Raw genomic sequence first — 24,910 nt, 5'->3', positions numbered from 1 at the left:
TCATATCAGCACGTTACATCCCTGAATGCGGTGCCTCGTTGCTGACAGATCGGACCAATTAACAATACATTAACTTATCCACACATACAATTAACGACTATGAAATTCAGGCATAAAAAAACCGGCACATAAATGCCGGTTTTTATAAACGATTTGATGTAGTTAGTTTGCTACCACATCTTCATTAGTAATTGGCAACACCGTCGCGCTGCTGCCGATATAACCGGCAACTTCACGCTGCATTTCCTCGGTCACTGCCGGACTTGCATTCGGGCTCAGGCTCGATGCGTGTGCACCACTGTTAAACAGCACATGGCCTGATACCGGATCGCCAGTTTGCGTGGTTGTAACCTGCTGCAGACCCACAATGCCGGCATACGGCATTTGACCGGCAAGTGGTAACGATGTTGACACCGGAATAACCTGATCCGGCGGATTCTGTTCGCTGCCATCTCCTACTACGGTCATCATATGCACCGGTGTGGTTTCACCCAGCGTTTTCGCGTAGTTATTCGGATCTCCTGCATCCAGCACAGTCTGCGCTGCAAAGGCAAACTGAGCAAATGTGCCGTTAATAGTGGCCATTTGCTCTTCACTGGCGTTATCCAGGAACAGGCCAACCGCTTCAGCAAGTTCCTCTTCAGTTACATCGGTCGAGCCAAACTGTGCTTCTAACAATGCTCGGAACTCAGGCGACGACTCAGTCAGCAGCAGACCTTTGATCAGCGGTCCAAAACTCGGTGACTCAAGCAGGAACTGCGCAGCACCGCCTCCTGGTGATTCGAGGGAAGCCTGTTGTACTGCGAACAAACCATCAAGCGCAGCCAGATCGCCACCCATGCTGGTATTGGCAACCGCTGAGACATTCCCCACCGTCATTGCTCCGAGTGAGACGCCCATGACTGAGACGCGTGACATGTCAAAGTCAACCGCCTGACTGTCGGTAGTATCAACAACCGCATTCAGACCAAGCCGCAGCCCCATAAAGTCAGACACACTCTGACGCAGGTTATCTCTGGCCGTTGGCAGATTACCCAGGTTCATGTAATGCGTTGCGCTGACGAAGGTTGCATTCAGATCGTCGGTACCGTCGCCATCGAGATCATAGCCCCGGCTGCCGTGCAGAGGATGGTCAATGGCCACCGTTGCGATACCGGCAAGTGACAGTGTGCCCGTAATCGCCAGCATATCTTCCTTACGGCTGGTAATACCGTGTGACAGGATCACGACTGGCCAGCCAGCCTCAGGTTTTTCAATGGGGAAACCTAGCGCCGAAGATACCATAGCATTTGGCACAGTGATCTGGACATCCAGCGTTTCCTTGCCCATATTGCCGCCTGTTGGCTGCGGATACGGGTTAAACCGTGTAACATTACGGGCCGGGTCCAGCTTCTCACCATTGACCCGCAGATCGGCCAGTCCCAGCTGCTGACACATTTCATTGTTGGGACCTGGCGTAGCAGACGCCAGTACTTCATCGGATGCCTGATTAAGAACAACACCACTGTCACAGGCGGCCTGCCAGAAGGTATTCACCGGTGCCAGAGAATTCTCCGCACTGGGAACGCCGAGGAAGTACGGCAGGGAAATTTCACCTTCAAACCGTGAGGCTGCACATAAAGGCCCAGCCTGTTGCAGGATCCCTTCTGAGATACCGACCGCAAAGTCATTTAACTGACCCCATACACCCGCCAGCTGACCGCTAGCCGTGCCAAGCAGCCCATCGCAGGTTTGCAGGGCCGAAAAGTCTGTTGCGCGAATCGCTGGAATAAGCGGTTCTGCCTGCGGTGGTAAAGCGGCAATACCCTGCTCCACAGCACCGTCAACAGCCTGCTGATTCACTAAACCCAGCGCCTCCATAGCATTGGGCGCAGCATCAGGCGTTCGTGCAACAATAGCCGGCAAAGCCTGCCCTGCTGTTGGATCACCGGCTCCGGCGCGTGCCGCGTATTCAGAAACCATGACCTTCTTAATGGTATCCAGCGCAATACTGGTTGATTGCGTGGTAAAGGCAGCGGCATACGAGATGCTGTCTCTGCTCACCCCTGCATCAACCACCGGTGCAATTAGAGAATTGACCAGTTGCTGAACCAATAGCTGACTTTCTGTCGATAACGGATTGGTATTGATATCCTGACTTACCAGGTCCCAGGTCGTAGAGCCCTCAACACCATTGCCTTCTGAGTCCTGCAAATCATTGGTCACTACCAGCATGTAGCCCTGTGCCGGTTTAAGCGGCTTAAGGGGGACGACATTAATGGTGTCCGGGCCAGCAAGATTTGCAACATAATCAACACCGTAGGTCAGCTTGTCGCCCACCTTACAGCCTGATGACGGGATTTCAGCCTGCGCACAGTCCGGGTCGCGGATATCCAGTCCATGTGTCGCCTCAAACAGATGAACCCCAGACGCCAGTGTCGACGCGTCCAGACTTACACCGGCCGCAGTGGAAATTTCTATCTGGAACGGATGCTGTGTTGACCAGCCATCCAGTACATTCAGAGCGTTTTGCGGGTCGCCGAAATCAGTAGGATCAGCCACCGGAATATTCAGTGTGTAATCAAAGAAGCCGTCATCGCCTGGCAGCATGAGGATATCGTTGGGAATATTGACGTTACCGGCACCCGGGTCAAAGACAACACGAGAAAGGGGCGCTTCCACTGGCGTCTCCGCCTGTACATCGTCGAGTGTCTCCGAGCCACCACATCCGGCAAGGCCCAGCGCGACAGCAACACTGGAACTCAATAGTAGTTTTCTCATTCTTTCTCCCTACAAAACATTGTTTTTATTCTGTGTCCAAAACCAGTTGTGGCTGATACTCAGGTAACAGCACCAGTCGGTAAGCAGTAGTGCGTTAACGGGTTTTAAACATGTTAGACCAGTTGAGCATAGTTCAATCTTATTGACTTTGTTGCAACTTTGCAAAGGTTTGTTAATTGCTTGTAAGTATTTTTTAATGTGAGGAATTTTCGTCGCACGGCATTTTACTTATGCGCATGCATGGGTAGAATTTGGGGAATTAGCGATATCAATCAGGACAGTAATATGAATGACTATAAAGCGCCTCACGGGCTTTTGGAAAACAAAGTAGTATTGGTGACGGGCGCAGGTGACGGCATAGGTGCTCAGGCAGCACATACGTATGCCCGGCACGGGGCAACAGTCATTCTGCTTGGGCGCACGGTGAGTAAGCTGGAAAAGGTGTACGACAGTATCGTCGAAGAAGGACTGCCTGAACCGGCGATTATTCCTCTTGATTTGCAAGGTGCTACCCCAAACCACTACCAGCAAATGACGCAAACCATAAAAGAGCAGTTTGGTAAACTTGATGGTGTACTGCACAATGCGTCCGTGCTCGGTCATTTAAGCGCTTTTAAAGATATTCCTGCGGATGAATGGCGCACGGTTATGGAAATCAATGTTAATGGCACGGTGTTTATGACACAGGCACTACTGCCATTGCTGGAGCAAAACGACAAAGCCTCGGTCATTTTTACCACCTCGTCAGTGGGCCGCGAAGGCAGAAGTTTCTGGGGTACCTATGCAGCTTCAAAATTTGCCACCGAGGGTATTATGCAAACCCTGGCCGATGAATACCGCAACAAAGGCATACGTTTTAACTGTATAAACCCAGGGGCAACACGCACCAATATGCGCGCCCAGGCCTTCCCTGCTGAAGATCCTGACACGCTGAAAACACCGGCTCAGATCATGCCGCTGTACCTTTACCTGATGGGAGAAGACAGCGAAGGGATCACCGGTACCTCTGTTGATTGTCAGCCTAAATAAAAAAAGCCGCCTGTGATGGCGGCTTGCTTATCTACTTTGGCGACTGCCCGGTTAGTCGCCTATTTTTGCCCAGGTATCGCGCAAACCAACGGTTTGGTTAAACACTGGTCGCGCAGTCGTTGAATCAGTATCAAGGCAGAAATAACCCGTCCGCTCAAACTGCCAGCCGCCACTTTCTGGTATTGCATCCGTCAGACCAGCTTCTACATAGCCATTTACCACCTTCAGTGATTCAGGATTAATAGAATCAGTGAACACGTCTTCGCCTGCTGGGTTAGGCACGTTAAATAACCGGTCGTACAGTCTGAACTCTGCTGGCTGTGCCGACCCGGCATCTACCCAGTGGATCACGCCTTTTACTTTTCGCCCGTCGGCCGGATCTTTGCCCAGCGTATCCGCATCGTATGTGGCAAACACCGTTGTAACATTGCCTGCCTCGTCTTTTTCAACGCGATTGGCTTTTACAACATAGGCATTGCGCAGGCGAACTTCTTTGTCCAGCACCAGACGCTTAAACTTCTTGTTGGCAGACTCGCGAAAGTCTTCTGCTTCAATCCACACTTCGCGAGAAAAGCTGATAGTCCGGGTGCCCATACTTTCGTCATTTGGATGGTTCGGCGCCGTCAGCGTCTCTGCACTGTCTTGCGGATAATTTTCAATCACCAGCTTGATAGGGTTTAACACGGCCATCGCGCGCGGTGCGTTGACATTCAGATCATCGCGAATACAGGCTTCGAGCATCGACATTTCAACCCGGTTATCCATTTTGGTAACGCCAATACGCTTACAAAACTCACGGATAGAGCCTGGCGTATAACCGCGGCGACGCAAACCGGCAATGGTTGGCATGCGGGGATCATCCCAGCCACTCACATGACCGTCTTCAACCAGCTGAATCAGACGCCGTTTACTGAGTACCGTGTACTCTAGGTTCAGGCGTGAAAATTCGTACTGACGTGGCGTGCAGTCAATGCTGATATTCTCAATGACCCAGTCGTACAGCCGACGGTTATCCTGAAACTCAAGCGTGCACAGTGAATGCGTGATCCCTTCAATTGCATCGGAAATGCAGTGGGTGAAGTCATACATAGGGTAGACACACCACTTATTGCCGGTCTGGTGATGATCGGCATGCTTAACCCGGTAAATTATCGGGTCGCGCATACACATAAAGGGCGAGGCCATATCAATTTTAGCGCGCAGGCTGCACTCGCCTTCGCCGTACTCACCGGCGGTCATTTTGGCGAATTCGGCCTTATTGGTCTCAATATCCGTATCGCGATACGGACTGTTAGTGCCAGGCTCGGTCAGCGTTCCCCGCATTTCTCGCACCTTGTCCTGCGCAGAGAAATCCACGTAGGCCAGCCCTTTTTCTATCAGTTCAACGGCAAAGCCATGTAACTGATCAAAATAGTCTGATGAATATCTGGCCTCACCATCCCACTCAAAGCCAAGCCAGTGTACGTCCTGTTTGATGGAATTAACGAAGGAAATATCTTCTTTCACCGGGTTGGTGTCATCAAAGCGCAGGTTGCAGCTACCTTCATAGTCTTCCGCGATACCGAAATTAAGACAAATGGATTTTGCGTGCCCGATATGCAAAAAGCCGTTCGGCTCGGGCGGAAAGCGCGTTTTAATGCTCTGGTGAAGCCCAGAGGCCAGGTCTTTGTCTACAATTTGGCGGATAAAATTGGTCGGACGATGCTCGGTCTCGGCCATTCGCGGTTTCCCCTTCAGTATAAATAAGTGATGGTTTAAGCGGGCAGTATAACACTGTCAGAAAATGTGCAACCATGTTTTCTTCCGGCTGCCCGCCTGATTGTGCAATAATCCAGCGAACTGGTGAGAAGCTGTGCTGCCAGCGCCTGCTTGCCAGGTTATGCCATTATTTCCTCTAAAACTGTGGTATCGTAAGGCTATTCGACACTGTTGTCGTAGCTTTTTAGATGTAGTGTTCATGAAAGATAAAGCAACCTCGTTTGATATCGCCCACATCGCTGGAGTCTCTCAGTCGACGGTCTCCCGTGCGTTGAGCGACAGCCCGCTGGTTAACAAGCAAACACGGGAAAAAATTCAGCGCATTGCGCGCGATCTTAATTATAAAGTCGACAAAAACGCCAGTAACCTGCGCAAACAGAAGAGCAACACCATTGCGTTACTGCTGTTTGAGGATCCCACCTCTGACGATTCTATGATCAATCCGTTTTTTCTGTCTATGCTGGGTAGCATCACCCGGGCCTGTGCGAATGCAGGGTACGATCTGCTTGTATCGTTTCAGAACCTGGAAAGTGACTGGCATGCTGAGTATGAAGACTCAAACAAAGCGGATGGCATCATTCTGCTTGGTTACGGCGACTATCTGGACTATCGCACAAAACTCACCCAGTTAGAGGAACAGGGCACGCATTTCGTGCGTTGGGGGGCACATGATTCGGAACATCCCGGCGTCAGTATTGGTTGTGATAATTACCAGGGCGGCTATGACATTACCCGGCATCTTCTGGACAACGGGCATAAACACTATGCCTTTGTCGGCGATGCGGGCAGTCATGCGCCTGAGTTTATGGCACGTTACCTGGGCTTTGTCGATGCGCTTAGTGCGCATGGTATCACTCACGACAGTGACAATCAGTACAATGCCATCTCTACCGAGGATGACGGCTTTACCGCAGCGCAAGCCATGATTAATGACGCCCGCCTGCCGGATGCCATTGTCTGCGCGTCCGATTTAATTGCAATGGGCGTGTTACGTGCACTTCGTCACGCCAATATCATGGTACCGGATGATGTTGCGGTGGTTGGTTATGACAATATCACGGTATCAGCGTATACCACACCGAGTCTGACCACCGTCCAGCAAAACACCCGCCGTGCAGGTGAATTACTGGTTGATACGTTGCTCAAAGCCATAAACAGCGAGCCAGTGGAGGATTTTCTAATGCCGGCTGAACTGGTGATCCGCCAGTCATGTGGCGCCGGTCCGGCCAGCAGCGATTAGAAAAGTAAAAGTGACAAGTGACAAGTGACAAGGTGGCGACTATTGCGTCGCCATTTGCTCATTCATTTGTTGCACCAATGCAGGATGACGCACTTCACCGTTTCTTACCCACACCTGGACACCATTCGCTGCTACGTCAGTAACCAGCGACTCGCCGTTTCGCAGTGTGCGTGTCTGCCCGGATAACTGTTCCTGCCAGGTTCCGCCCTGGATATACTCAGACACCTCAAATGCTTGAGTCTGGGGCCCCTTGTTAAGCAGTACAAGTGCTGTCTGCGCCTGCTTATTATCCTGAAGGACGCGGTAAAATACAGCCTGATGATCCTTAAGGCGCACATTGACCTGCAAGCCACGTTGCAGTGCAGGCGTTTGCTTGCGGATCTGCGCGATGTCACGCAGTGCATTATGAATGGCATTATCAGGCGCTTTATCAATGTTGTGCTGGCCAAAGTAATTGCGGTTCCCGGCATGTTCGGCGGTGCCGCGCATAAAGCCAATCTCGGAGCCCTGATACACCACCGGGATCCCACGTACGGTGAACAGCCAGTTATGTGCGTTAATAAACCCGTTGTCGGTGGCATTCATGCGCGCCATATCGTGGTTATCATAAAAAATGGTCAAATCGTAAGGGTTGCGGTATGGACCATGCTGAAGGTGAAGCGTCGGTGCCAGGTCGGCAAAATCGGATTCTGCCGGTTTTTCAAACACAGACAGCATGGCCTTTTGCATGGGGAAATCCAGCACGCTTATCGCCCCGTTTTTCTCCAGCGTATGCTGTGCGATTGCATTGGCATCATACTCAAAGCTCTCACCGAACATATAGAAGCCCGGATGCGCCGCCCTCACCCGCTCTGACATTTCCCGCCAGAAGCTGTGTGGTACATGACGAATGGTATCAATACGAAACGCATCGGCGCCCTGCTCAATCCAGTAAAGATAACTGTTAATCAGATAGTCACGAACGGCCGGACTGGTATCGTCAAGGTTTGATAATTTCACCAGATCCGGATAGTCATGAAAAAAGGCGTGCAGCGGGTTGTTCTCGGGGTCAAGCTCACTGGGGTGTAAATTCTCATGGTCGGCAACCAGTTTGCCCTCTCTGTCATAAATTTCACCGAAGCCGGGCTGATCGTCAGGCATGGTAAAACTGGGCGTGCCATGATTGGCCACAATATCAAACACATTTTTAAAGCCCATTTCCCGCATGGCCTGTGTGTACTGCTTCACCGTCAAATCATCACTGATAAAATGCTCATCGGGCTTATAAAAATTGGTCGCCCAGTAGCCATGGTAGCCGGTTTTACCGCCGTCTTTGAAGGCGCCGCCATAGGTTATGGGCTCATCACCAGTAAAAGCCTGATCAGGATTGGCAACCAGTGGTGTCAGCCATACGGCGGTAAATCCCATGTCCTTAATATAGTCCGCGTTATTCAGTACACCGCGTAAGTCTCCGCCCATATAGCCAACATACGCACGCTCACCGTCAGGGCCTTTAAGCGGTAATTGCCAGGTCGGATGTTCGCCACCCTGGTCTTCATGATTGTTTGAGGGGTCACCATCAACAAAGCGATCGGTCATTACGAAATAGACAGCCTCGCTGGCGAATGGCTCGCGAGTACCAAAATAATGCTGACGCTGGTGTGTCTCTGCACCTTTTTTCGCCGCGGATTCAGGTCCGTTTTCCGGTGTGACGCAACCCGCTGCCAGCATACTCAGCGTGGCAAGCATCGCGACATTACGTGTACCGTATCTCATAACTGTTCTCCTTCGCTCATCACATCGGGCATCACGTCTGGCTCTTTCACAAAGAACACGGCCAGTGCGCCCAGTATCATCGAGACGCCGGCTACCACAATGATGTATTTGGCTTCATTATCGAATACGGCACTTAATATCCAGCCTGCTGTCAGCCCCGATACAATTTGGGGGGCAGCAACGGTAAAGTTGAATATCCCCATGTAGACGCCGGTTTTGTTTGGCGGCAATGCACCGGCCAGCATGGCGTACGGCAGTGCCAGAATAGCCGCCCAGGCAATCCCAATCCCGACCATGGGAATCAGTAGTTTCACAGCGCCCATAGGAACCGTGACACTGGTAATCAGCAGGTTAACGTCGACCGACTGCAAATCCTGAAACGCCAGGAAGCTGATGTAACTGATCCCGCCCAGCACCAGTGAACCGGCATATACCAGTTTACGCCCGAACTTATCCGCAAGTTTGGCTAAAAACACAGAGAAAATGGCCGCAAACACGGAATACGCCGCGAACAGGATCCCCACCCAGTCACCAGCAGCACCTTTGGCAGCGACAATGGTTTCCGGCACCATTGGCGCAGCCGCAATAAAGTCAGGATCAAACCAGTGCTTGTCTACGTTCCAGATGTGCTGTGTTATGGCAGGAGTGGTATATACCCACATGATAAACAGCGCAAACCAGGAAAAAAACTGCACCACCGCCAGCTGTTTCATGGTGGTGGGCATATTTGCAACCAGGGTCCAAAAACCACGGAGCTTTTGTATCAGGGGAACCTTCGCCTCTGCTTCTTCAGCGGCCTGTGGGTCCACTCCTTTGTACCGGTAATAGTCTTCTGGCGAATATTCTTTGGTACGTATCACGGTCCAGATAACTGTGCCAAGCAGCACCGTTGCACCGATATAAAACGCCCACATTACAGAGGGCGCGACTTCGCCAAGTTGTGCTGTGTTCTCAAGCCCCACCACATTGGTCAGTACAAACGGCAGAATCGAGCCAATGACCGCACCGATATTGATGAGCAGAGACTGTACCGAATAGCCTATATTGCGCTGTTCGGCCGGCACCATATCAGACACCAGCGAACGAAAAGGCTGAAAACACACATTAAACGACGCATCCATCAGCGCCACCATCATTGCGCCCATAATCATCGGTGCCATAAAGGCAACAAATAAAGGCGCATTGGGCAGTAAAACCATGCCAAGTACGGCGGCAAAAGCCCCGGCGAGAATAAACGGACGACGGCGCCCTAAGCGATTCCATGTGCGGTCAGATGCCGAGCCCACAATGGGTTGTACAATCAACCCCATGATCGGTGCAACCAGCCAGAACAGCGACAGGGAGTGCAGATCAGCGCCTAAATCAGACAGGATCCGACTGACGTTTGCGTTTTGCAGTGCAAAACCAAACTGAACACCAAGAAAACCAAAGCTGACGTTCCATATTTGCCAGAAATTAAGTCGGGGTTGTTTTGCGTGCATAAGTCTCTCTGATTATTGTTGTCGTTTTTTAATTAAGCAGCCATACACTGGCAGATGTTGCGTCCAGGCTGAGCGAATCAGACGTCGTAGCTTTTTTATTATCACGCAACCGCGTCATAGTACCGGTGTTGCTCAGCTGCGCCTCAAAACGGGACAGATCCAGACTGCGCGCGTCGCCTTTATTAACAACAACCATCATACCGGGCGTACCACTTGACTGGGCGGTACGAAAGTACACATAAACACCGTCGTCAGGCGCATAATGAACAAGCTCGCCGGCAAACAGTTCCGGTGCCGATTTACGCAGTGAAAGAAGCTGTTTAATGCGCTGTTGCGCCCAGCGCTGATCGTCTGTCAGTCCTTTACCACTAAACGCATTCACCTCATCGCCTTGCCAGCCTCCTGGGAAGTCGCTGCGAATAATACCATGATCAGTGGTACCAGGGTTCGCCATCAATATTTCTGTACCATAGAAAACCTGTGGGATACCGCGTGTGGTCAGCATAACTGTCATGGCGATATCCCACAGCGCTTTGTCTTCGTTGAGCTGACTGAATACGCGGCTCATATCATGGTTATCAGCAAACACCACCAGATTGTACGGGTCACCATATAAAAAGTCGGTGGCCAGCGTGTCGTATATCACCCTGAGTCCGCTGTCCCAGCTCTCGCTCTGGGTAAGCGCACTCATCAGCGATGACTGCAGCGGAAAATCCATCACACTGGGTAATGCACTCTGGTAATCATCGTGGCGCTGGCTGCCCTGTTGCCAGTAAGCCGTAATAGCAGGGTTGGTTGACCACTCCTCACCGACAATATTGAGATTGGGGTACTCCTGCATCAGCCGGCGCGTCCACTCGGCTAAAAAGGCTTTATCGGAATACGAATAGGTGTCAACCCGAATACCACTTAGTCCTGCGTATTCTACCCACCAGATGGCGTTCTGAATAAGATAAGTCGCCAGGTGCGGATTAGACTGATTCAGATCAGGCATGGTGGGTACAAACCAGCCATCGGCAAACGCACGAATGTCCGACTCTACCCCGTGTGGATCATGCAGCGACTCGCGGCGGTGCGATGTCGGGGTAAACTCACCGCCATTATGGATCCAGTCGGAAGATGGCATATCTCTCATCCAGGGATGGTCACTGCCTATATGATTTAAAATCATATCCATGATCACGCCTACCCCGTGCTTCGCAGCGCGTTCGCTGAATTGGCGGTACAGCTGGTTGCTGCCAAAGCGCGGATCAATGCGGTAGTAGTCGGTGGTGCTGTAGCCATGGTAGGAATACTTCTCCATCGCATTTTCCAGCAGCGGCATGGTCCAGATCTGCGTGAACCCCATGTCGCTGATATAATCCAGATGCTGCATCATACCGGCAATGTCACCACCATGACGGCCACCCTTATCGCTGCGATCCTGTTTATCACGGTAACCGGACACGTTGTCGTTACTGGTATCGCCGTTGGCAAAGCGATCTGGCGTGATCAAATAAATCGCATCTTTTGCCGAGAAACCCTGGCGCTGCGCAGAGCCGTCATCCCGCGCTTTAAACGAATAGTCGAGTGTTTTGACCTGTCCGTTTTCATCGGTTACCGATAAAGTAACCTTACCCGGCACTGTATTTTCTACATCGAGCGCGACAAACAGGTAGTTGTCACTGTCCAGGGAACGCTGTTCAACTAACGTCACGCCCTCACCAGTCACCGTAACCGTATCATCGGCGATATCATCACCGTGCAGCATCAGTTCAAGAGACGGTGACGCCATGTCTGCCCACCAGTGTGGTGGCGATACCTGAATATCACTATCGGCCGCCAGCGCCTTACCTGCGCCCATTAAACTGGTCGCTAACAGTAAAACTGACGCGGGTATGTGACGGTTTTTGATCAGGCTATCTGGGTTACTCATGGCGGCCCCTGCGTTGTTAATAATACGTTAAAGTAGGTACATAATAGTAACGGCTGATAGTCATCTCTTCCAAGTAACTGCATACGTATTCACGTCACCTGTGCAGACTTATCTGCATTTATCGGCAGACAGCTAAGTGGCAGGCCTACTGCGAAAGACGCAGTGAAGTGCGCTCGTTAAGCGACTGCGACACCCGCAGAATCCGGCGCTCAGGCTGCCAGTTAGCCTCACTGATGCCGCTGTTTGAAGTCGGACTGAGTACCTCTGGCTCATCGGTTAGACCATGAATATGCCAGGTGATGGTCCGGTTTGCCGGCATAGAAGCGTAACTGCCGTGGCTTGCGGCCGTTACTGTGACAGCGTCGTCACTGGCGCTGACAGCAAAATCAATACGATAGTGCCGGTCAGCGTCGTCATTGACGGGGGTTACGCCATCATCTTCGTAATAACTAAACGCACTTTCTTTCAGGCCGTCTGCCGCCCAGACATGCACATCAAGGTGGCTGAAATCAGCGCGGGTTGTATTAGTCACGGCCTTCACTTTGGGGATTATCGCACCATTTTTTATAAATACCGGCGTTGTTGCCAGATCTGCCTTCACCGTGACCGACTGACCACCTTCGTACCGGCGATCGGTACTTCGTTCAAACCAGATCCCCGGGGGTAAGTCGACCGGCCAGCTGCTCACGCCGGGCTCTGTGACCGGGGCGACGAGCACCGACGGTCCCCAGTAGAAACTGTCGTCGTGAGCGAACCATGTTTTGTCGTCATGATAAAAACTCAGTGGACGCATTAACGGCATACCGGTCTGTGCATTTTCAGCCATAAGTGAATAATTATACGGCAGCATGGCGTAGCGCCGTTTCAGAATATTTCTGGCGATGTTTTTTACGTTTTCGCTGTGAAACACTGGCTCAGGTGCTATGTCTTCCTGGGCATGCGGACGAAATACCGGCTGGAATTCCCCTAGCTGCAGCCAGCGAAGATACAGTTCCTTATCAAACGCATCGCCACCGGCAAAGCCACCCAAATCACTGTGCGTATAGGCCAGTCCAAAAACACTCATTTGCAGTGCCAGTTCGACTTGCGGCTTGAGACCGCCCCAGCTGCGACTGACATCACCGGTCCAGGGCACCATGGCATAGCGCTGTGAGCCTAAAAAGCCAGAGCGCATCAGTATAAACGGGCGTGTATCAGGTTGTGTATCCACTAATGTCTGATACACCAGTTTTGCCCACTGATGTCCGTACGCATTGTGAATTTCATCGGCCATCACCGGCCTGCCCTGCCAGGTATGCTGAGTGTCCTCAGGGTGCACTTCAGGTTCGCCGAGATCGCCCCAGAATCCTGCCACACCGTCATCCAGCAACCGCGTGTACTGACTGGCAAACCAGGCCTGCCCCGGCTCACTGAATACATCCACCAGCGCAGTATTACCGAAGAAAAAATCAAAGGTTTTGGTGTTCCCGGCCAGATTTTGCGCCAGCGCATCCGCTGCCTGCGCCTCTTCATATTTGTTCGATGTGGTAAGGATAAAGGGTTCAGTGATCAGCACCGTTTTAATATCTTGTGCAGCAAAGTCTTCGATCATGTTCTGCGGTGAGGGAAATGCGTCGTTATCCCATTGCAGATTGCCCATGTGGCCTTTTACGTCTTTACCAAACCAGTATAAATCCAGCACAACAGCATCCAGAGGCATATCCTCGCGGGCAAACGCGTCAACCACATCCCTGGTTTGTTGTTCGCTGTGATAACCAAAGCGTGAGGCAAAGTTGCCAAGCATCCAGCGTGACGGTAATGGCTGTCTGCCGGTGACACTCACTACATTGGTCGCCACCTCTCGGGTTGAGCCGCCCAGCGTAACAATATAGGCCCGGCGTCCCGCCACGGCAGAAAACTGCAGGATATCGCGCTCACTCTTACCGATATCCAGTGTGCCTTTGGCCGTATTATCAAACAGGATGGCGTAGTTTGCCGATGACAGCACAGCAGGCAGTGAATAGTACATCTGGCTGGATTCTGTGGTATAGCCATAATGCGCCCGGTTATACAGCGGCATTTTATGGCCACGCCGGTCCATCCCCAGGACACGCTGACCTCCGCCGTACAACTGTTCATCATCGCTTAACTGAAAACGAAAGCCCCGGATCGTTTCGGTATTAAAATAACCCGACGCTTCTGCCGTGGCCCTTTCATTGCGATACGCAAAAGCAAGTCGAAACGGGCTTGCATTCACGTTAACACTGATGTCACCGTGACGCAGCGTAAAGCCCTGCGCGGTATTTTTCAGCACTGGTGTTGACGCCTTATGATCCGGCGCAATAGCCAGACCGGGCAGGTTTGACTGTCCCGGCTGATGATAAACCACTTCAACACTCTGATAGGGTAAAAAGCGCAGTGATACGGTGACGCCATCAGACAGCACCGCAGTAGCCCGATCATCCCCGACCGTCAGATCGGTAAGCACACGAGCCTGTAACGCCGGGTTAAGCCCAATCAGCAGCGCCAGCAATAACCAGCGCAGCGCACAAATGGTCATTTTATTGTTCATGTTGTTTCACCACATTTAGCCAGATAAGTGCATCAGCAACCTGCGCCCGCCAGAACGCTTCGTTATGCGACTGCCCGGGTACGACCCGGACTGACAGCCTGTCCTGAGGATGTTGCTGAGCCAGATGTAAATCGGCCATGGCCTGCGTGCCATTGACCATCTTGTCGCCCTCTTTTTCACCGACAGTCATCAATAGCCGGTGTGTCTCAGGCAGCGGCGCATTTTCACTTTGATGGTAGGCCTGTTCGGAAAACCAGAAAGACGGCGAAAATACGGCGGCTTTTGAAAATACGTCAGGCCGCGCAACCAGTGCATAATGTGACATCAACCCGCCCATGGAGCTGCCCATCATGGTTGTCGACATAGCACCAGGATTGGTCCGGTAGGTCCCATCAATCAGCGGTTTAACCTTGTTAATAATAAAATTGAGGTACGCCTCACCCTGCGCCTCTCCGAATTCAGGGTTAGTCCAGGGACTGAGCTCCTGCATCCGCGCCTCGCCGCCATGCTCAATGGCTACCACCAGTGGCACCGCGTACCCCTCGTCTGCCAGCCGGTTCAGGGTTTCATCAACGCCCCACTCGCCTGCATAACTGGTTTGCGCATCAAACACATTCTGACCATCGTGCATATATACCACATCATAGGATGCGGATGACGTCGCATAGCCTGGCGGTAAATACACCCACAGCTGACGGGGTTTACCGGCAAATGTCACGCTTTGTGGCAACAGTGTGACATTGTCTGCCATGGTTGAGGGTGTCAGCTGCTGTTGCGCTACTTGCTGCTTGCTGTCCTCAGCCTGACGCTCAGGCTCGCCGGTACACGCACTTATACAGGCCATTGCCATCAGGGCCGTACCCCAGAAATCAGAACGCATAAACCCGGGACTCCAGCACGCTGAGATCAAGCTGAACCTTCAGGCCGCCATCGGCCCCGCGAGTCAGCTCAGCATCCTGGCCTGAGGTGAGTTTTGCACGCAATGGCATCCCTTGTTTGAGGCCAAGTTTCGAAACCGTCTGCGCCGGAATATTCACGGTCAGTGGCGCAACAGCATCCTCGGCAAAATTGGTGATCACCAGCAACCGGCTGTCACCGTTATGCCGGATGAACGCCAGTTGCTGCTGGCTATAGTTACCAGATGCACCCAGATTTTCCTGATGCAAGCTGATCATCGCACCATTTACTGCCGGTGAGCTGGCCGCAATATTCAGCAGTGATTTATAAAAGTGCCGCAGCTGACGCTCCTCGCCGGATAACTGGCCGCCATCAAACGCGCCTTCGTTCACCCAGCGCTGGTGGGCCGGTACCCCTGCGTAATCAAAAATAGTGGTTCGGGTGGGATCGCCAAAACCGGTTTCCTCACTGCCATCCTCACCGACTTCCTGGCCAAAATAATACATGATGGGCGATGCACTGATCAGCGCAGACACCACCATCGCGGGCTTGCCTTTCATGGCGTCGCCTGCGAATGCCGGGCTGGCGATACGCTGCTCGTCATGATTCTCTAAAAAGTGCAGCATGGAAGGCGCAATATCACTCACCTGCTGGTGCACATCCAGTAACGCCGACACCGTGCCGGTGCCCTGCATGATGGTTTTAAGGGTGTCATAGAACCCTACCTTGTCATACAGGTAATCCATTTTCCCCGCATGCAGATAGGCTCGGTACTTGTCCGGCTGATAAACCTCTGCCAGTAAGAACGCGTCGGGGTTCTTCATCTTGATGGACGAATTGAGAAACGACCAGAATTCGACGGGTACCATTTCTGCCATATCAAAGCGAAAGCCATCGACGCCTTTATCCAGCCAGTAATGGGCGATATCACGGAATTTGTACCAGGAATCGGGCAAATCTTTACCCTGCCAGAATGCCGCATGTGCCGCCGCGGGCTGTTGGGCAAAACCGTCAGGCAGACTGGGGAAATCATGGCTGCCATCAGGGCGCACACCATAATTAACTTTTACCGTTTCATACCAGTCATGCATAGCAGGCTGTGCGGCCCGAGCACCATTGCCTGTCCATTTGGCGGGCACCTCCTCGAATTCACCATCAGCCAGGGGATGTGAATATGGGCCAAGCGGACTGTAACTTTCATCAACAGGCACCCTGAATGGCTCATCCACAACATAATAAAAGTTATTGTCCCTGGCATAGGTCACGCTGGTGTCGTCCGTTTCGCCAAAGTCACTGACGCCTTGCGGCGCACTTAACGACTCATAATGACGGGCAACGTGATTAGGCACGATATCAATAATCACTTTCATGCCGTGTGCGTGGGTACGGGCGATTAACGCTTCAAACTCTGCCAGACGATTCGCAGGGTCAACGGCAAGATCCGGATTAACATTGTAGTAATCTTTCACCGCATATGGTGAGCCTGCCCGCCCTTTGATCACATCAGGATCATCCTGAGAAATTCCATAAGCGGTGTAATCGGTGACCAGCGCATGATGGGGCACACCGGTATACCAGATATGAGAAACTCCCATTTGCGCAATTTCATCAAGCGCGGTATCAGTGAAGTCTTCAAACTTACCGACACCATTGTCCCGAATGGTTCCCCAGGGCTTATTGGTCGTATTGGTATTGCCAAACAGGCGGGTGAACACCTGATAAACCACGGGTTTACCATCTTGCTGGGGTTTTACTGGTGGTGTAGGCGCGGTGTCTGCTGCCATGGCTTTGTCTTCGCTTGCGTTGCATGACGCCAGCGACAACACGGCAAGCACTGTCGCCGCACACCGGCTTAAAGAGCCTGAAGTAGAAAGAAGCATACTGATCCCCGTTATGTTTCAATGTATCAAGCATAACGGTTAACAGTATGTTAAGGAATATACATACGTATTCAATGCCAAAGGCCGGGGAAACCCCCGGTATTTGCATTGCTATACGGCGTTTAAAAACGCGAGCGCTCAGGCCGCACGGCGGTGCGTTGCAGGCTGATTCGTTGCAGTATCACTGACCTGCACCAGAGCTGGCCAGTTCATGCGTGCCTGTAATGCCTGCTGAAAGCCACGCATTGCCGGTGATACTTCCGCCACCAGCTGTTCAGGCACGATTGAGAATGCTGCCCGTTTGCCATGATATTCAATGACGTCACCCAACTGACTGAAACGAATACCCATGAACGACATACTGCGCGCCAGACGCGGTTCCATCATCACGTAAACCTGCCGTATATTATGATGCAGGCTGACATTGGTCGCCATCAGATACAGCGCAACCGACAGCAAAGACGAACAGCGTGACTGATTGTGCGCACTATCGAGTTTCGCCGCGGGCCTTAGTGGACGTCTGAAGCGGGCGGGTACCGCCAGTCGTGACACTTCGGCAATGTCGGTCCTCTGGAAATTATCCGGTGTCAGTGAACCCTCAGGCATGGCTGACTGGCAACCCTGCTCCATCGGCAGCACCTGATCCGTCGTGCGCGGTAACACCACGCGAATGGTACCGGCACATTCACCTGACTGCTTATGCGTGATATGGCAACTGACAGAATACGCATCAAACTCGTCATGTTCCATGCCATCCGCACGCTCAGGCTCGTAGCCCATCTCGCTGCAGTACACATCATGACGGGTTTTATAACACCGGCTTTTACTTTGCGCTGAATTTGCTATAGCAACATCAAAATGATTGAAAAAGTCGTCAACGAGTACGTCTATTGATGTCTTTTGAGAAGGCGCCTTGCGTCTGCGCAGCAACCTGGATAACCATGGTGCCTGACGCACCCGGTTGATAGTGTTCAGAAAACGTTTTTTCACCCCAAACCCCTGTTTGTCGCGAAGATTTTTTGTAAGTTATCACCCTCCGTGTGAGTTTGGATCGCCAGGCTCTTAGCGGCCTGTTCGATTTGCGATCACCATGCCTGAAGTTATCGGCAGAGTAAACTAAACCTTGGGCTAATTTTGTAATTTTTACAAAAAAAGTTCAGGTTAGATCAGTCGGGCGGTATTATTGTTGTTATCGCGACTCGCCCTGATCAGCTCGTCACCGGCATTAAATCCGCGTTTACTAAGCCTGTCATACAGCACGACATTAGCGGTCGCCGCAAGGTTCATACAGCTGTAAGTGGGAATATAAACAATGTCATCGCACGCCGCCAGAATGTCCTGAGAGAGGCTCCCATCTTCCGGCCCAAACAGGTAAAAAACATTTTCAGGGTGCGTGTAATTGGGTAACGGCGTGGCACCTTCCACCAGTTCAATGGCAACACGTTTTGCACCGGCAGGTGTCACGCTTAATAAGTCATCTACACCAATGGTAGGGATAATGCGGTGGAACGCTTTTGTGTCAGCATTGAACTCTTTGGCATAGCCAAACCGCTGGCCCGTGTACATCACACTGCTGACACCATAGCAACCGCCGGCACGCAGTACAGAGGCCACATTAACGGCGGACTTTGGATTAAGCAGGCCCAGTGAGACCTGCTGTTTTGGCATTTTCATATTAAAACAAAGTATAAATAAAGGTTGCGAGCGATGACTGCTGGGTTGCGATAACCAGCGCACCGAGTAACGCAAGGACGACAATAATAGGCATCAGCCACAATTTTTTTCTGACGCGCAAAAAAGCCCAGAGATCCTGTATAAACTCCAGCATATCAGAATGGCTCCTTCAGGTTATTCGGTTGTGGCGAAGACGTGCGCGCCTTCCAGTAACTTTCCAGTCGGGCATCCGGCCTGCGGGCATACGGTGTTTTGCCCATCAACCGCAATACCAGTCCAATTGGTACGATCATACCGAAATACGCAATAAACATAATAAGCCGGGTGTTCACGGCATTCAGCAGACTTGCGATGACCATCCAGGCGCGGTAAGGATAATACAGTAAACGTGGCAGGCAAACTGCAAATATCAGTAATCCTGTCGCAACGGGCAATGGCCATACCGGTCTTTCTGCACTCATTAACCACGGCAGCAATAGCGCGAACACCAGCAATATCATCAGACTCATGCCCAAACCGAAATGTCGCAGTGTCGTCGAGTCCTGTTTATCGGCAACAGGCAGCCATACAGACGATCCCATTAGTCTTTCTCAAACGTGGTTTGCCGGGCCCGTTGAATGGCCCTGGCACTGGCAGTGCGCCGATCAAGCAGGTAGTTACCGAGTACCAGATAATCCATCTCTGTAGCAAGGAAACAGCGAATCGCATCGGCCGGCGTCAGAACCGGAGGTTCGCCACGCACATTAAACGAGGTATTGATTAACACTGGTAGTCCGGTCTGTGCCTCAAATGCACACAATAATGCATAGAATCGGGGATTATCATTGCTGGTTACGGTTTGTACTCTGGCGCTGTAGTCCAGATGCGTCACGGCAGGAATGGCAGAGCGTTTGTCATTTACTTTATCCAGCCCCTCCGAGGCCGACACGGTATAGCAATGACGTGGCAATAACCTCGCAACATCAAGCATATAGGGGCTGTCCGCCTGTGTATCAAAGTAATCCCCCAGCCGCTCCAGCCTGATGGCCGGCGCGAAGGGCCTGAAGGACTCCCGCTGCTTAATTTTAACATTCATTACCCGTTGCATGGTTTCGCTGGCAGGATTGCCCAGAATGGAGCGGTTACCGAGCGCCCGCGGACCGTATTCTGCTCTTCCCTGATACCAGCCGACCACGTGGTTGTCAGCCAGATAGCTGGCCACCACGGTGCTTAGTTTGTCATCGTCCAGACGCTCACCGTTCACTGCCCACTCTGTCATCGCCTGGCAAATGTCAGCGTCCGAATAGGCGGGGCCCAGACAGGCAGCCTGCATCGTATCGGCGGCCGGTTTCTCTGCCACGTCCGACTGACTGTACCAGGCAGCCAGCGCAGCCCCCAGCGCGCCGCCGGCATCGCCGGCAGCCGGCTGAACCCAGATATTGTCGAAAATAGCCGCTTCGCGCAGTTTGCCATTCGCTACACAATTAAGGGCCACGCCTCCAGCCAGACACAGATTGCCAGTCTTCACCCGCGATCTCGCATACCGGGCGATGTTCAGTACCACCTCTTCTATGACCATTTGAATGGAACTGGCCAGATCCATGCACATCTGATCAGGTTCCTTATCCTGTGGCCAGGGGCCGCGCCCAAACAGATCATGAAAACGCTGGCTGGTCATTCTTCTGCCAGTTTCATAATCAAAATACCTGAGATCCAGGCGAAAGCTGCCATCTGCCTTACTATCAATCAGGTGCGTGCGGATAAGATCGGCATACTTTGGACTGCCATAAGGTGCCAGTCCCATTAATTTGTATTCGCCGCTATTTACTTTAAAGCCACAATAGAAGGTAAAGGCGGAATACAGTAAACCCAGCGAGTGAGGGAAATGCAGTTCGCTGAGCGCCGTAAGGGTATTACCTTTGCCCTCCCATACCGAGGTAGTGGTCCATTCACCCACCCCATCCAGGCAAATAACGATGGCGTGGTGAAACGGTGACGGATAATACGCAGACGCAGCATGACTCTGGTGATGTTCAGTAAATAACAGGGGAAAACGGCGTGTCTGCGTGTTTGCAGACCCGGACAATGCCCGCAATTCTTTGCGCAACAAATGTTTTAAATACAACTTTTCTTTCAGCCAGACCGGCATAGCACGCACAAAGCCAGTAAAACCAAACGGCGCTCTCACCAGAAACGTCTCTAACAAGCGCTCAAATTTGAGCAAAGGCTTATCATAGAAGACGATAGCATCGACGTCGTCGAGCTGGCAGTCAGCGGTTTTAAGACAGTAACGCACGGCATCTGCCGGAAATCCCGGATCATGTTTCAGACGCGAGAAACGTTCCTGTTGCACCGCTGCAACAATGTTCCCGTCGATGATCAGGGCTGCCGCGCTGTCATGATAGAAGGCTGAAATCCCTAAAATAATTCGCATCATGAGAATGTTGTTGTTATGTTATTTTTAACCGCTTGGGTGAGCATACCTTAATCAACGAAGGAAAAACCAGCAGTCTCACGATGCATACGTATCCAGCTTGTATTTGTCAGGCTGGTTCCTTAACGTAACGTGACGCGGCTACGATGATGCAGTGATGACCAACTCCCGCCTCAGGACTCTGACATTTGCCAGTATTATGGTTTGTATACCGCTATTGTTTTTGGCTGGCGCAGAGATAACATTACGTCTGACAGGCGTCGGCAGCGAATACCCGCTGTTTGTCAATGCCTCGCAGCCGGGCTATCTCAAGCCCAACCCTGATCTGGTTAAGCGCTTCGTGCATCAGGGCTCTCAAGCCCCCAATGTAAGTCCGGATACGTACTTTTTTAAACAGCAAAAACCAGCCAACACCCTACGTCTGGTGGTAATGGGCGGCTCTACCGCGGCCGGTTTTCCGTATGGCCGCTTTGGTTCACCAGCAGGATTGCTGCAGCAACGTGTACAGGCGTCCTACCCTGACCGGGATATCGAAGTACTGTCGGTGGCCCTCTCCAGTGTCAACAGTTATACCCTGCGTGATATTGCCGACGAGGTCGCGGCTATCCAACCTGATGCCGTACTTATTTACGCTGGCCATAATGAATACCTCGGGATCATGGGCGCAGGCGCGACAACCGGTGGGCATATGGCTAATCTGGCATTTCTTGCACTGAATGAATTCCGGTTGTTTCAGGTACTGCAACGCGCACTGGCTCCCGCTCAGGCAGCGTCAGCGGGCGCAGACACGTCCTCAGCAGGACGAACCGTCATGGCGACGCTGGCCAGAGACCGGGCTATTGCCCTGGACTCAGACGTATATCATCAGGGCATTAAACAGTTTACCGACAACATGACCGCGGTATTGCGCACATTCAGACAAAGCAATATACCCGTGCTGCTCTCAACCCTCGCTGCGAATGAAGCAGATCAGCCGCCGTTCAAATCCTCCCCGACACCGGGTCTGCAGTTACCAGCGTTACCATCGACAGAAACGATTAAACAGGCCATTCAACAGTTTCCCGATTCGGCAAAGTTGTATTATATGCTTGCAAATACACAGGCTGACAGCGATCCGGACGCCGCGCACCAGAATTATATCCAGGCTATGGATCGCGATTTGCTGCGTTTTCGTGCACCGTCGCGGTTTAATGCGCTTATTAAACAGTTCAGTCAGGCCAGCGGCGTTTATCTGGTAGACAGTGCTGCCGCACTACGCCATGACAGCGATACGCGAAGCATTGGCCGCCAGCACATGCTCGAGCACCTTCATCCGAATGAACGTGGCTATTTTATTGTGGCCCAGCGTTTTTATGAGGTACTCGAAGATACCGGTCTGTTGCCTGTTTCGACCAACCGCATTTCCCAACAGGTTGCCTGGCAGCAGCGACCTCTGACCGCGATCGACAGTCTTTATGCCAGCTACAAAATCGCCGCGCTGACCTCTGACTACCCGTTTACCGACACCCCAGAAGTGTTCAAGTTACCGTCACCGCAGTCTCAGACTGAGGCGATGGCGGTTAACCGCTATCAGGGTGAACCCTGGATTACGCAACAACCGCACCTGCTAACGCTGTCTCAACGGCGGCAACAGTGGCATAACGCAGCAACTGTTGCCAATACGCTGGCCACGGCCCTCCCCTTTGACGGTAAAGCAGCCCATGTGGCCAGTCAGTTATCGCTAAAAAGTGAGCGTTTCGGGGAAGCTGTCTATTTCGCGCGACGGGCGGTGGCCCTTAATGCTTCTGACATTAATCCGCAACTCACGCTGGCCGAAGCGCTGTATAAATTTGGTCGTCGCACAAAGGCGATAGCGGTGCTCACTGAAGCAAAACAGCAATTCCCCGGTGACAACCGTCCGGCTTACTACTTACAACAGGTATCTAAAAATTAATGGCTACTGCTCGGCGTCGCTGGATCTTTTTTGTTATCACCCTGTCTATACCGGTTTTGGTACTGGGCGCACTGGAAGGCGGCCTGCGCCTGGCGGGGTACGGTAAATCAATGCCGCTGTTCATTGCTAACCCGTCGCATCCTGACTATATCCTGCCCAGACCCGATGTATTATCACGGTATTTTCCCGAAGGCGGCACACCGCGCGTCACCATGGAGGCCAATTTTTTTCTGGCAGACAAACCTGAAAACGGATTGCGACTTTTCGTCGCGGGCGGATCGACGGCGGCCGGCTTTCCATACGGACTCGGCGCATCGCCTGCGGGTATGCTGGAGCGACGACTACGCCAGACATTTCCCAAGCGGCATGTCGAGGTCGTCAACACCGCCATGTCGGCAATCAATACCTATCTGTTACTTGATTTTGCCGATGAGATTATTGCACAACAGCCTGACGGGATCCTTATTTATACCGGCCATAATGAATACCTGGGCATTTTCGGCGCGGGCTCAGCGTACCGCATCGGCGGACAATGGCTGACCCGCGCGTATCTGACCGTCGCTCACCTTGCCCTGGTCGATATGCTGCAGCAACTCCTTGGCGGCATGCCTGAAGATGCGGTGTCCAGTTCGCGAACATTTATGTCGCAGGTGGCCAGTGATACAGCCATTCCCCTTTATTCCCAGCGATATTATCAGGGACTGTCGCAGTTTGAGCGCAATCTGGCGCAGATTGTCGATACCTACACCAGCGCAGGCATTCCGGTTTTTTTGAGCACCATAGCCAGTAATGTCAGAGATCAGCCCCCCTTCGCTTCAGCGACTACGCCAGACAATGCCAGTGAGCTTTACCACGAAGGGCATACGCTGTTGGCCGACGGGCAGCACATGGAAGCCAGGCAAACACTCACCGAAGCAAAAGACCGGGACTTGTTACGCTTTCGTGCCCCGTCCGCCATGAATGACATTATCCGTACCCTCAGTGACACCCACAGCAATGTTCAGCTCGTTGACAGTCATCAGGCACTGAAAGCCCGAAGCCAGGATGGCATTGTCGGGAATTCGCTGATGCTGGAACACCTGCACCCTAACCTGCCTGGTTATTTTATACTGTCCGATGCGTTCTATCAGTCTCTTGTGACCTATTTTGATGCCGCACCGCAGCATCAGATCGACACCAGCCTTGCGTGGCAACAACGCCCAGTAACCGTGGCTGAGGAGTATAACGGCTACGCACAGATCCAGGCATTGAAAGCCGATTTCCCCTTTAGTGCTACGCCGCAACCGGTTGTGCTTTCCTCGCCGGCTGACTGGCAACAGTCACTCGGCCAGGCGTATTTTAAAAAGCGTATCAACTGGCTGGAAATGATGCAGCAATTATATGCTGGCTACATGAAACGCAATGATTCCGCGAAAGCCGCGAAAGTATTACGCCTGATGGCCGACGCCCTGCCTCACCACGCCCTTTACAATGAGCAGGCTGGAGACAACAGCTACCGGCGGGGCGATAAGGCTGATGCCCTTTTTTACTACGAGCGGGCGCTGCGTGCCGGCGCCGTGTCACCGCACCTTTCAACCCGGACTACACAGCTCAGGCAACACCTGAAGCGCTAACAAGGAACAAT

17 protein-coding genes are annotated in these 24,910 nt (G+C 52.2%); 4 read left to right on the top strand and 13 right to left on the bottom strand.

The window, feature by feature from the left end:
* Positions 1 to 162: 162 nt before the first annotated feature.
* On the bottom strand, positions 163 to 2,760 hold the full coding sequence (locus IE054_RS11325) for a VolA/Pla-1 family phospholipase (protein ID WP_189406521.1): 2,598 nt from the start codon (positions 2,758 to 2,760) through the stop codon (positions 163 to 165).
* A gap of 285 nt (positions 2,761 to 3,045) precedes the next feature.
* Between IE054_RS11325 and IE054_RS11320 the strand changes: the two genes are divergently transcribed.
* Positions 3,046 to 3,789, top strand: a complete 744-nt coding sequence (locus IE054_RS11320) for a YciK family oxidoreductase (RefSeq protein ID WP_189406519.1) — start codon at positions 3,046 to 3,048, stop codon at positions 3,787 to 3,789.
* Between the two features lie 51 nt (positions 3,790 to 3,840).
* Here the strand turns inward: IE054_RS11320 and glnS are convergent, their stop codons facing one another.
* Positions 3,841 to 5,508, bottom strand: coding sequence for a glutamine--tRNA ligase (gene glnS, locus IE054_RS11315; RefSeq protein ID WP_189406517.1), 1,668 nt, complete (start codon positions 5,506 to 5,508; stop codon positions 3,841 to 3,843).
* Positions 5,509 to 5,746: 238 nt separating this feature from the next.
* On the opposite strand from glnS, the gene IE054_RS11310 reads away from it, so the two are divergent.
* Entirely contained in the window at positions 5,747 to 6,787 is a 1,041-nt protein-coding gene (locus tag IE054_RS11310) for a LacI family DNA-binding transcriptional regulator (RefSeq protein ID WP_189406516.1), read from the top strand.
* A gap of 39 nt (positions 6,788 to 6,826) precedes the next feature.
* Here the strand turns inward: IE054_RS11310 and IE054_RS11305 are convergent, their stop codons facing one another.
* The 11 genes from IE054_RS11305 to IE054_RS11255 all read right to left on the bottom strand — a co-directional run bounded on the left by IE054_RS11305 (position 6,827) and on the right by IE054_RS11255 (position 21,356).
* A complete protein-coding gene (locus IE054_RS11305) occupies positions 6,827 to 8,542 on the bottom strand; it encodes an alpha-amylase family glycosyl hydrolase (RefSeq protein WP_229805107.1) in 1,716 nt (571 codons plus the stop codon).
* Entirely contained in the window at positions 8,539 to 10,023 is a 1,485-nt protein-coding gene (locus tag IE054_RS11300; protein WP_189406514.1) for an MFS transporter, read from the bottom strand. The genes IE054_RS11305 and IE054_RS11300 overlap by 4 nt, the downstream gene beginning before the upstream one ends.
* A 28-nt stretch (positions 10,024 to 10,051) precedes the next feature.
* On the bottom strand, positions 10,052 to 11,938 hold the full coding sequence (locus tag IE054_RS11295) for a glycoside hydrolase family 13 protein (RefSeq protein WP_189406512.1): 1,887 nt from the start codon (positions 11,936 to 11,938) through the stop codon (positions 10,052 to 10,054).
* A gap of 145 nt (positions 11,939 to 12,083) precedes the next feature.
* A complete protein-coding gene (locus IE054_RS11290) occupies positions 12,084 to 14,489 on the bottom strand; it encodes a TIM-barrel domain-containing protein (RefSeq protein ID WP_189406510.1) in 2,406 nt (801 codons plus the stop codon).
* On the bottom strand, positions 14,479 to 15,369 hold the full coding sequence (locus tag IE054_RS11285) for an alpha/beta hydrolase (protein WP_189406508.1): 891 nt from the start codon (positions 15,367 to 15,369) through the stop codon (positions 14,479 to 14,481). The genes IE054_RS11290 and IE054_RS11285 overlap by 11 nt, the downstream gene beginning before the upstream one ends.
* Entirely contained in the window at positions 15,359 to 17,266 is a 1,908-nt protein-coding gene (locus IE054_RS11280; protein ID WP_373293878.1) for an alpha-amylase family protein, read from the bottom strand. Before IE054_RS11280 ends, IE054_RS11285 begins: the two co-directional genes overlap by 11 nt.
* Positions 17,267 to 17,404: 138 nt before the next feature.
* Entirely contained in the window at positions 17,405 to 18,256 is an 852-nt protein-coding gene (locus IE054_RS11275) for a PEP-CTERM/exosortase system-associated acyltransferase (RefSeq protein WP_189406506.1), read from the bottom strand.
* A 171-nt stretch (positions 18,257 to 18,427) separates the two neighbouring features.
* On the bottom strand, positions 18,428 to 18,940 hold the full coding sequence (locus tag IE054_RS11270) for an RNA methyltransferase (RefSeq protein ID WP_189406504.1): 513 nt from the start codon (positions 18,938 to 18,940) through the stop codon (positions 18,428 to 18,430).
* Position 18,941: 1 nt separating this feature from the next.
* Positions 18,942 to 19,094: a DUF5989 family protein gene (locus IE054_RS11265; RefSeq protein ID WP_189406502.1), complete on the bottom strand. Its 153-nt coding sequence runs from the start codon at positions 19,092 to 19,094 to the stop codon at positions 18,942 to 18,944.
* Position 19,095: 1 nt separating this feature from the next.
* On the bottom strand, positions 19,096 to 19,521 hold the full coding sequence (locus IE054_RS11260) for an SxtJ family membrane protein (protein ID WP_189406500.1): 426 nt from the start codon (positions 19,519 to 19,521) through the stop codon (positions 19,096 to 19,098).
* The gene (locus tag IE054_RS11255) at positions 19,521 to 21,356 is read right to left on the bottom strand and encodes a carbamoyltransferase family protein (protein ID WP_229805105.1); all 1,836 of its coding nucleotides are present in this window, start codon (positions 21,354 to 21,356) and stop codon (positions 19,521 to 19,523) included. The genes IE054_RS11260 and IE054_RS11255 overlap by 1 nt, the downstream gene beginning before the upstream one ends.
* Before the next feature lie 154 nt (positions 21,357 to 21,510).
* Between IE054_RS11255 and IE054_RS11250 the strand changes: the two genes are divergently transcribed.
* A complete protein-coding gene (locus IE054_RS11250; protein ID WP_189406495.1) occupies positions 21,511 to 23,286 on the top strand; it encodes an SGNH/GDSL hydrolase family protein in 1,776 nt (591 codons plus the stop codon).
* The gene (locus IE054_RS11245) at positions 23,286 to 24,899 is read left to right on the top strand and encodes a hypothetical protein (RefSeq protein ID WP_189406494.1); all 1,614 of its coding nucleotides are present in this window, start codon (positions 23,286 to 23,288) and stop codon (positions 24,897 to 24,899) included. The genes IE054_RS11250 and IE054_RS11245 overlap by 1 nt, the downstream gene beginning before the upstream one ends.
* Positions 24,900 to 24,910: the final 11 nt, after the last annotated feature.

The sequence above is a fragment of the Alteromonas halophila genome, from assembly GCF_014651815.1.
GTDB lineage: Bacteria > Pseudomonadota > Gammaproteobacteria > Enterobacterales > Alteromonadaceae > Alteromonas > Alteromonas halophila.
This window is presented reverse-complemented; position numbering and strand designations above follow the sequence as displayed.

Bases quoted from the DNA above. Each gene is read 5' to 3' on its own strand.
- IE054_RS11280 (WP_373293878.1), bottom strand. From the start codon at position 17,266: ATGCTTCTTTCTACTTCAGGCTCTTTAAGCCGGTGTGCGGCGACAGTG.
- IE054_RS11250 (WP_189406495.1), top strand. From the start codon at position 21,511: ATGACCAACTCCCGCCTCAGGACTCTGACATTTGCCAGTATTATGGTT.
- IE054_RS11255 (WP_229805105.1), bottom strand. From the start codon at position 21,356: ATGATGCGAATTATTTTAGGGATTTCAGCCTTCTATCATGACAGCGCG.
- IE054_RS11295 (WP_189406512.1), bottom strand. From the start codon at position 11,938: ATGAGTAACCCAGATAGCCTGATCAAAAACCGTCACATACCCGCGTCA.
- IE054_RS11285 (WP_189406508.1), bottom strand. From the start codon at position 15,369: ATGCGTTCTGATTTCTGGGGTACGGCCCTGATGGCAATGGCCTGTATA.
- IE054_RS11245 (WP_189406494.1), top strand. From the start codon at position 23,286: ATGGCTACTGCTCGGCGTCGCTGGATCTTTTTTGTTATCACCCTGTCT.
- IE054_RS11270 (WP_189406504.1), bottom strand. From the start codon at position 18,940: ATGAAAATGCCAAAACAGCAGGTCTCACTGGGCCTGCTTAATCCAAAG.
- IE054_RS11310 (WP_189406516.1), top strand. From the start codon at position 5,747: ATGAAAGATAAAGCAACCTCGTTTGATATCGCCCACATCGCTGGAGTC.
- IE054_RS11265 (WP_189406502.1), bottom strand. From the start codon at position 19,094: ATGCTGGAGTTTATACAGGATCTCTGGGCTTTTTTGCGCGTCAGAAAA.
- IE054_RS11260 (WP_189406500.1), bottom strand. From the start codon at position 19,521: ATGGGATCGTCTGTATGGCTGCCTGTTGCCGATAAACAGGACTCGACG.
- IE054_RS11325 (WP_189406521.1), bottom strand. From the start codon at position 2,760: ATGAGAAAACTACTATTGAGTTCCAGTGTTGCTGTCGCGCTGGGCCTT.
- IE054_RS11290 (WP_189406510.1), bottom strand. From the start codon at position 14,489: ATGAACAATAAAATGACCATTTGTGCGCTGCGCTGGTTATTGCTGGCG.
- IE054_RS11320 (WP_189406519.1), top strand. From the start codon at position 3,046: ATGAATGACTATAAAGCGCCTCACGGGCTTTTGGAAAACAAAGTAGTA.
- IE054_RS11300 (WP_189406514.1), bottom strand. From the start codon at position 10,023: ATGCACGCAAAACAACCCCGACTTAATTTCTGGCAAATATGGAACGTC.
- glnS (WP_189406517.1), bottom strand. From the start codon at position 5,508: ATGGCCGAGACCGAGCATCGTCCGACCAATTTTATCCGCCAAATTGTA.
- IE054_RS11305 (WP_229805107.1), bottom strand. From the start codon at position 8,542: ATGAGATACGGTACACGTAATGTCGCGATGCTTGCCACGCTGAGTATG.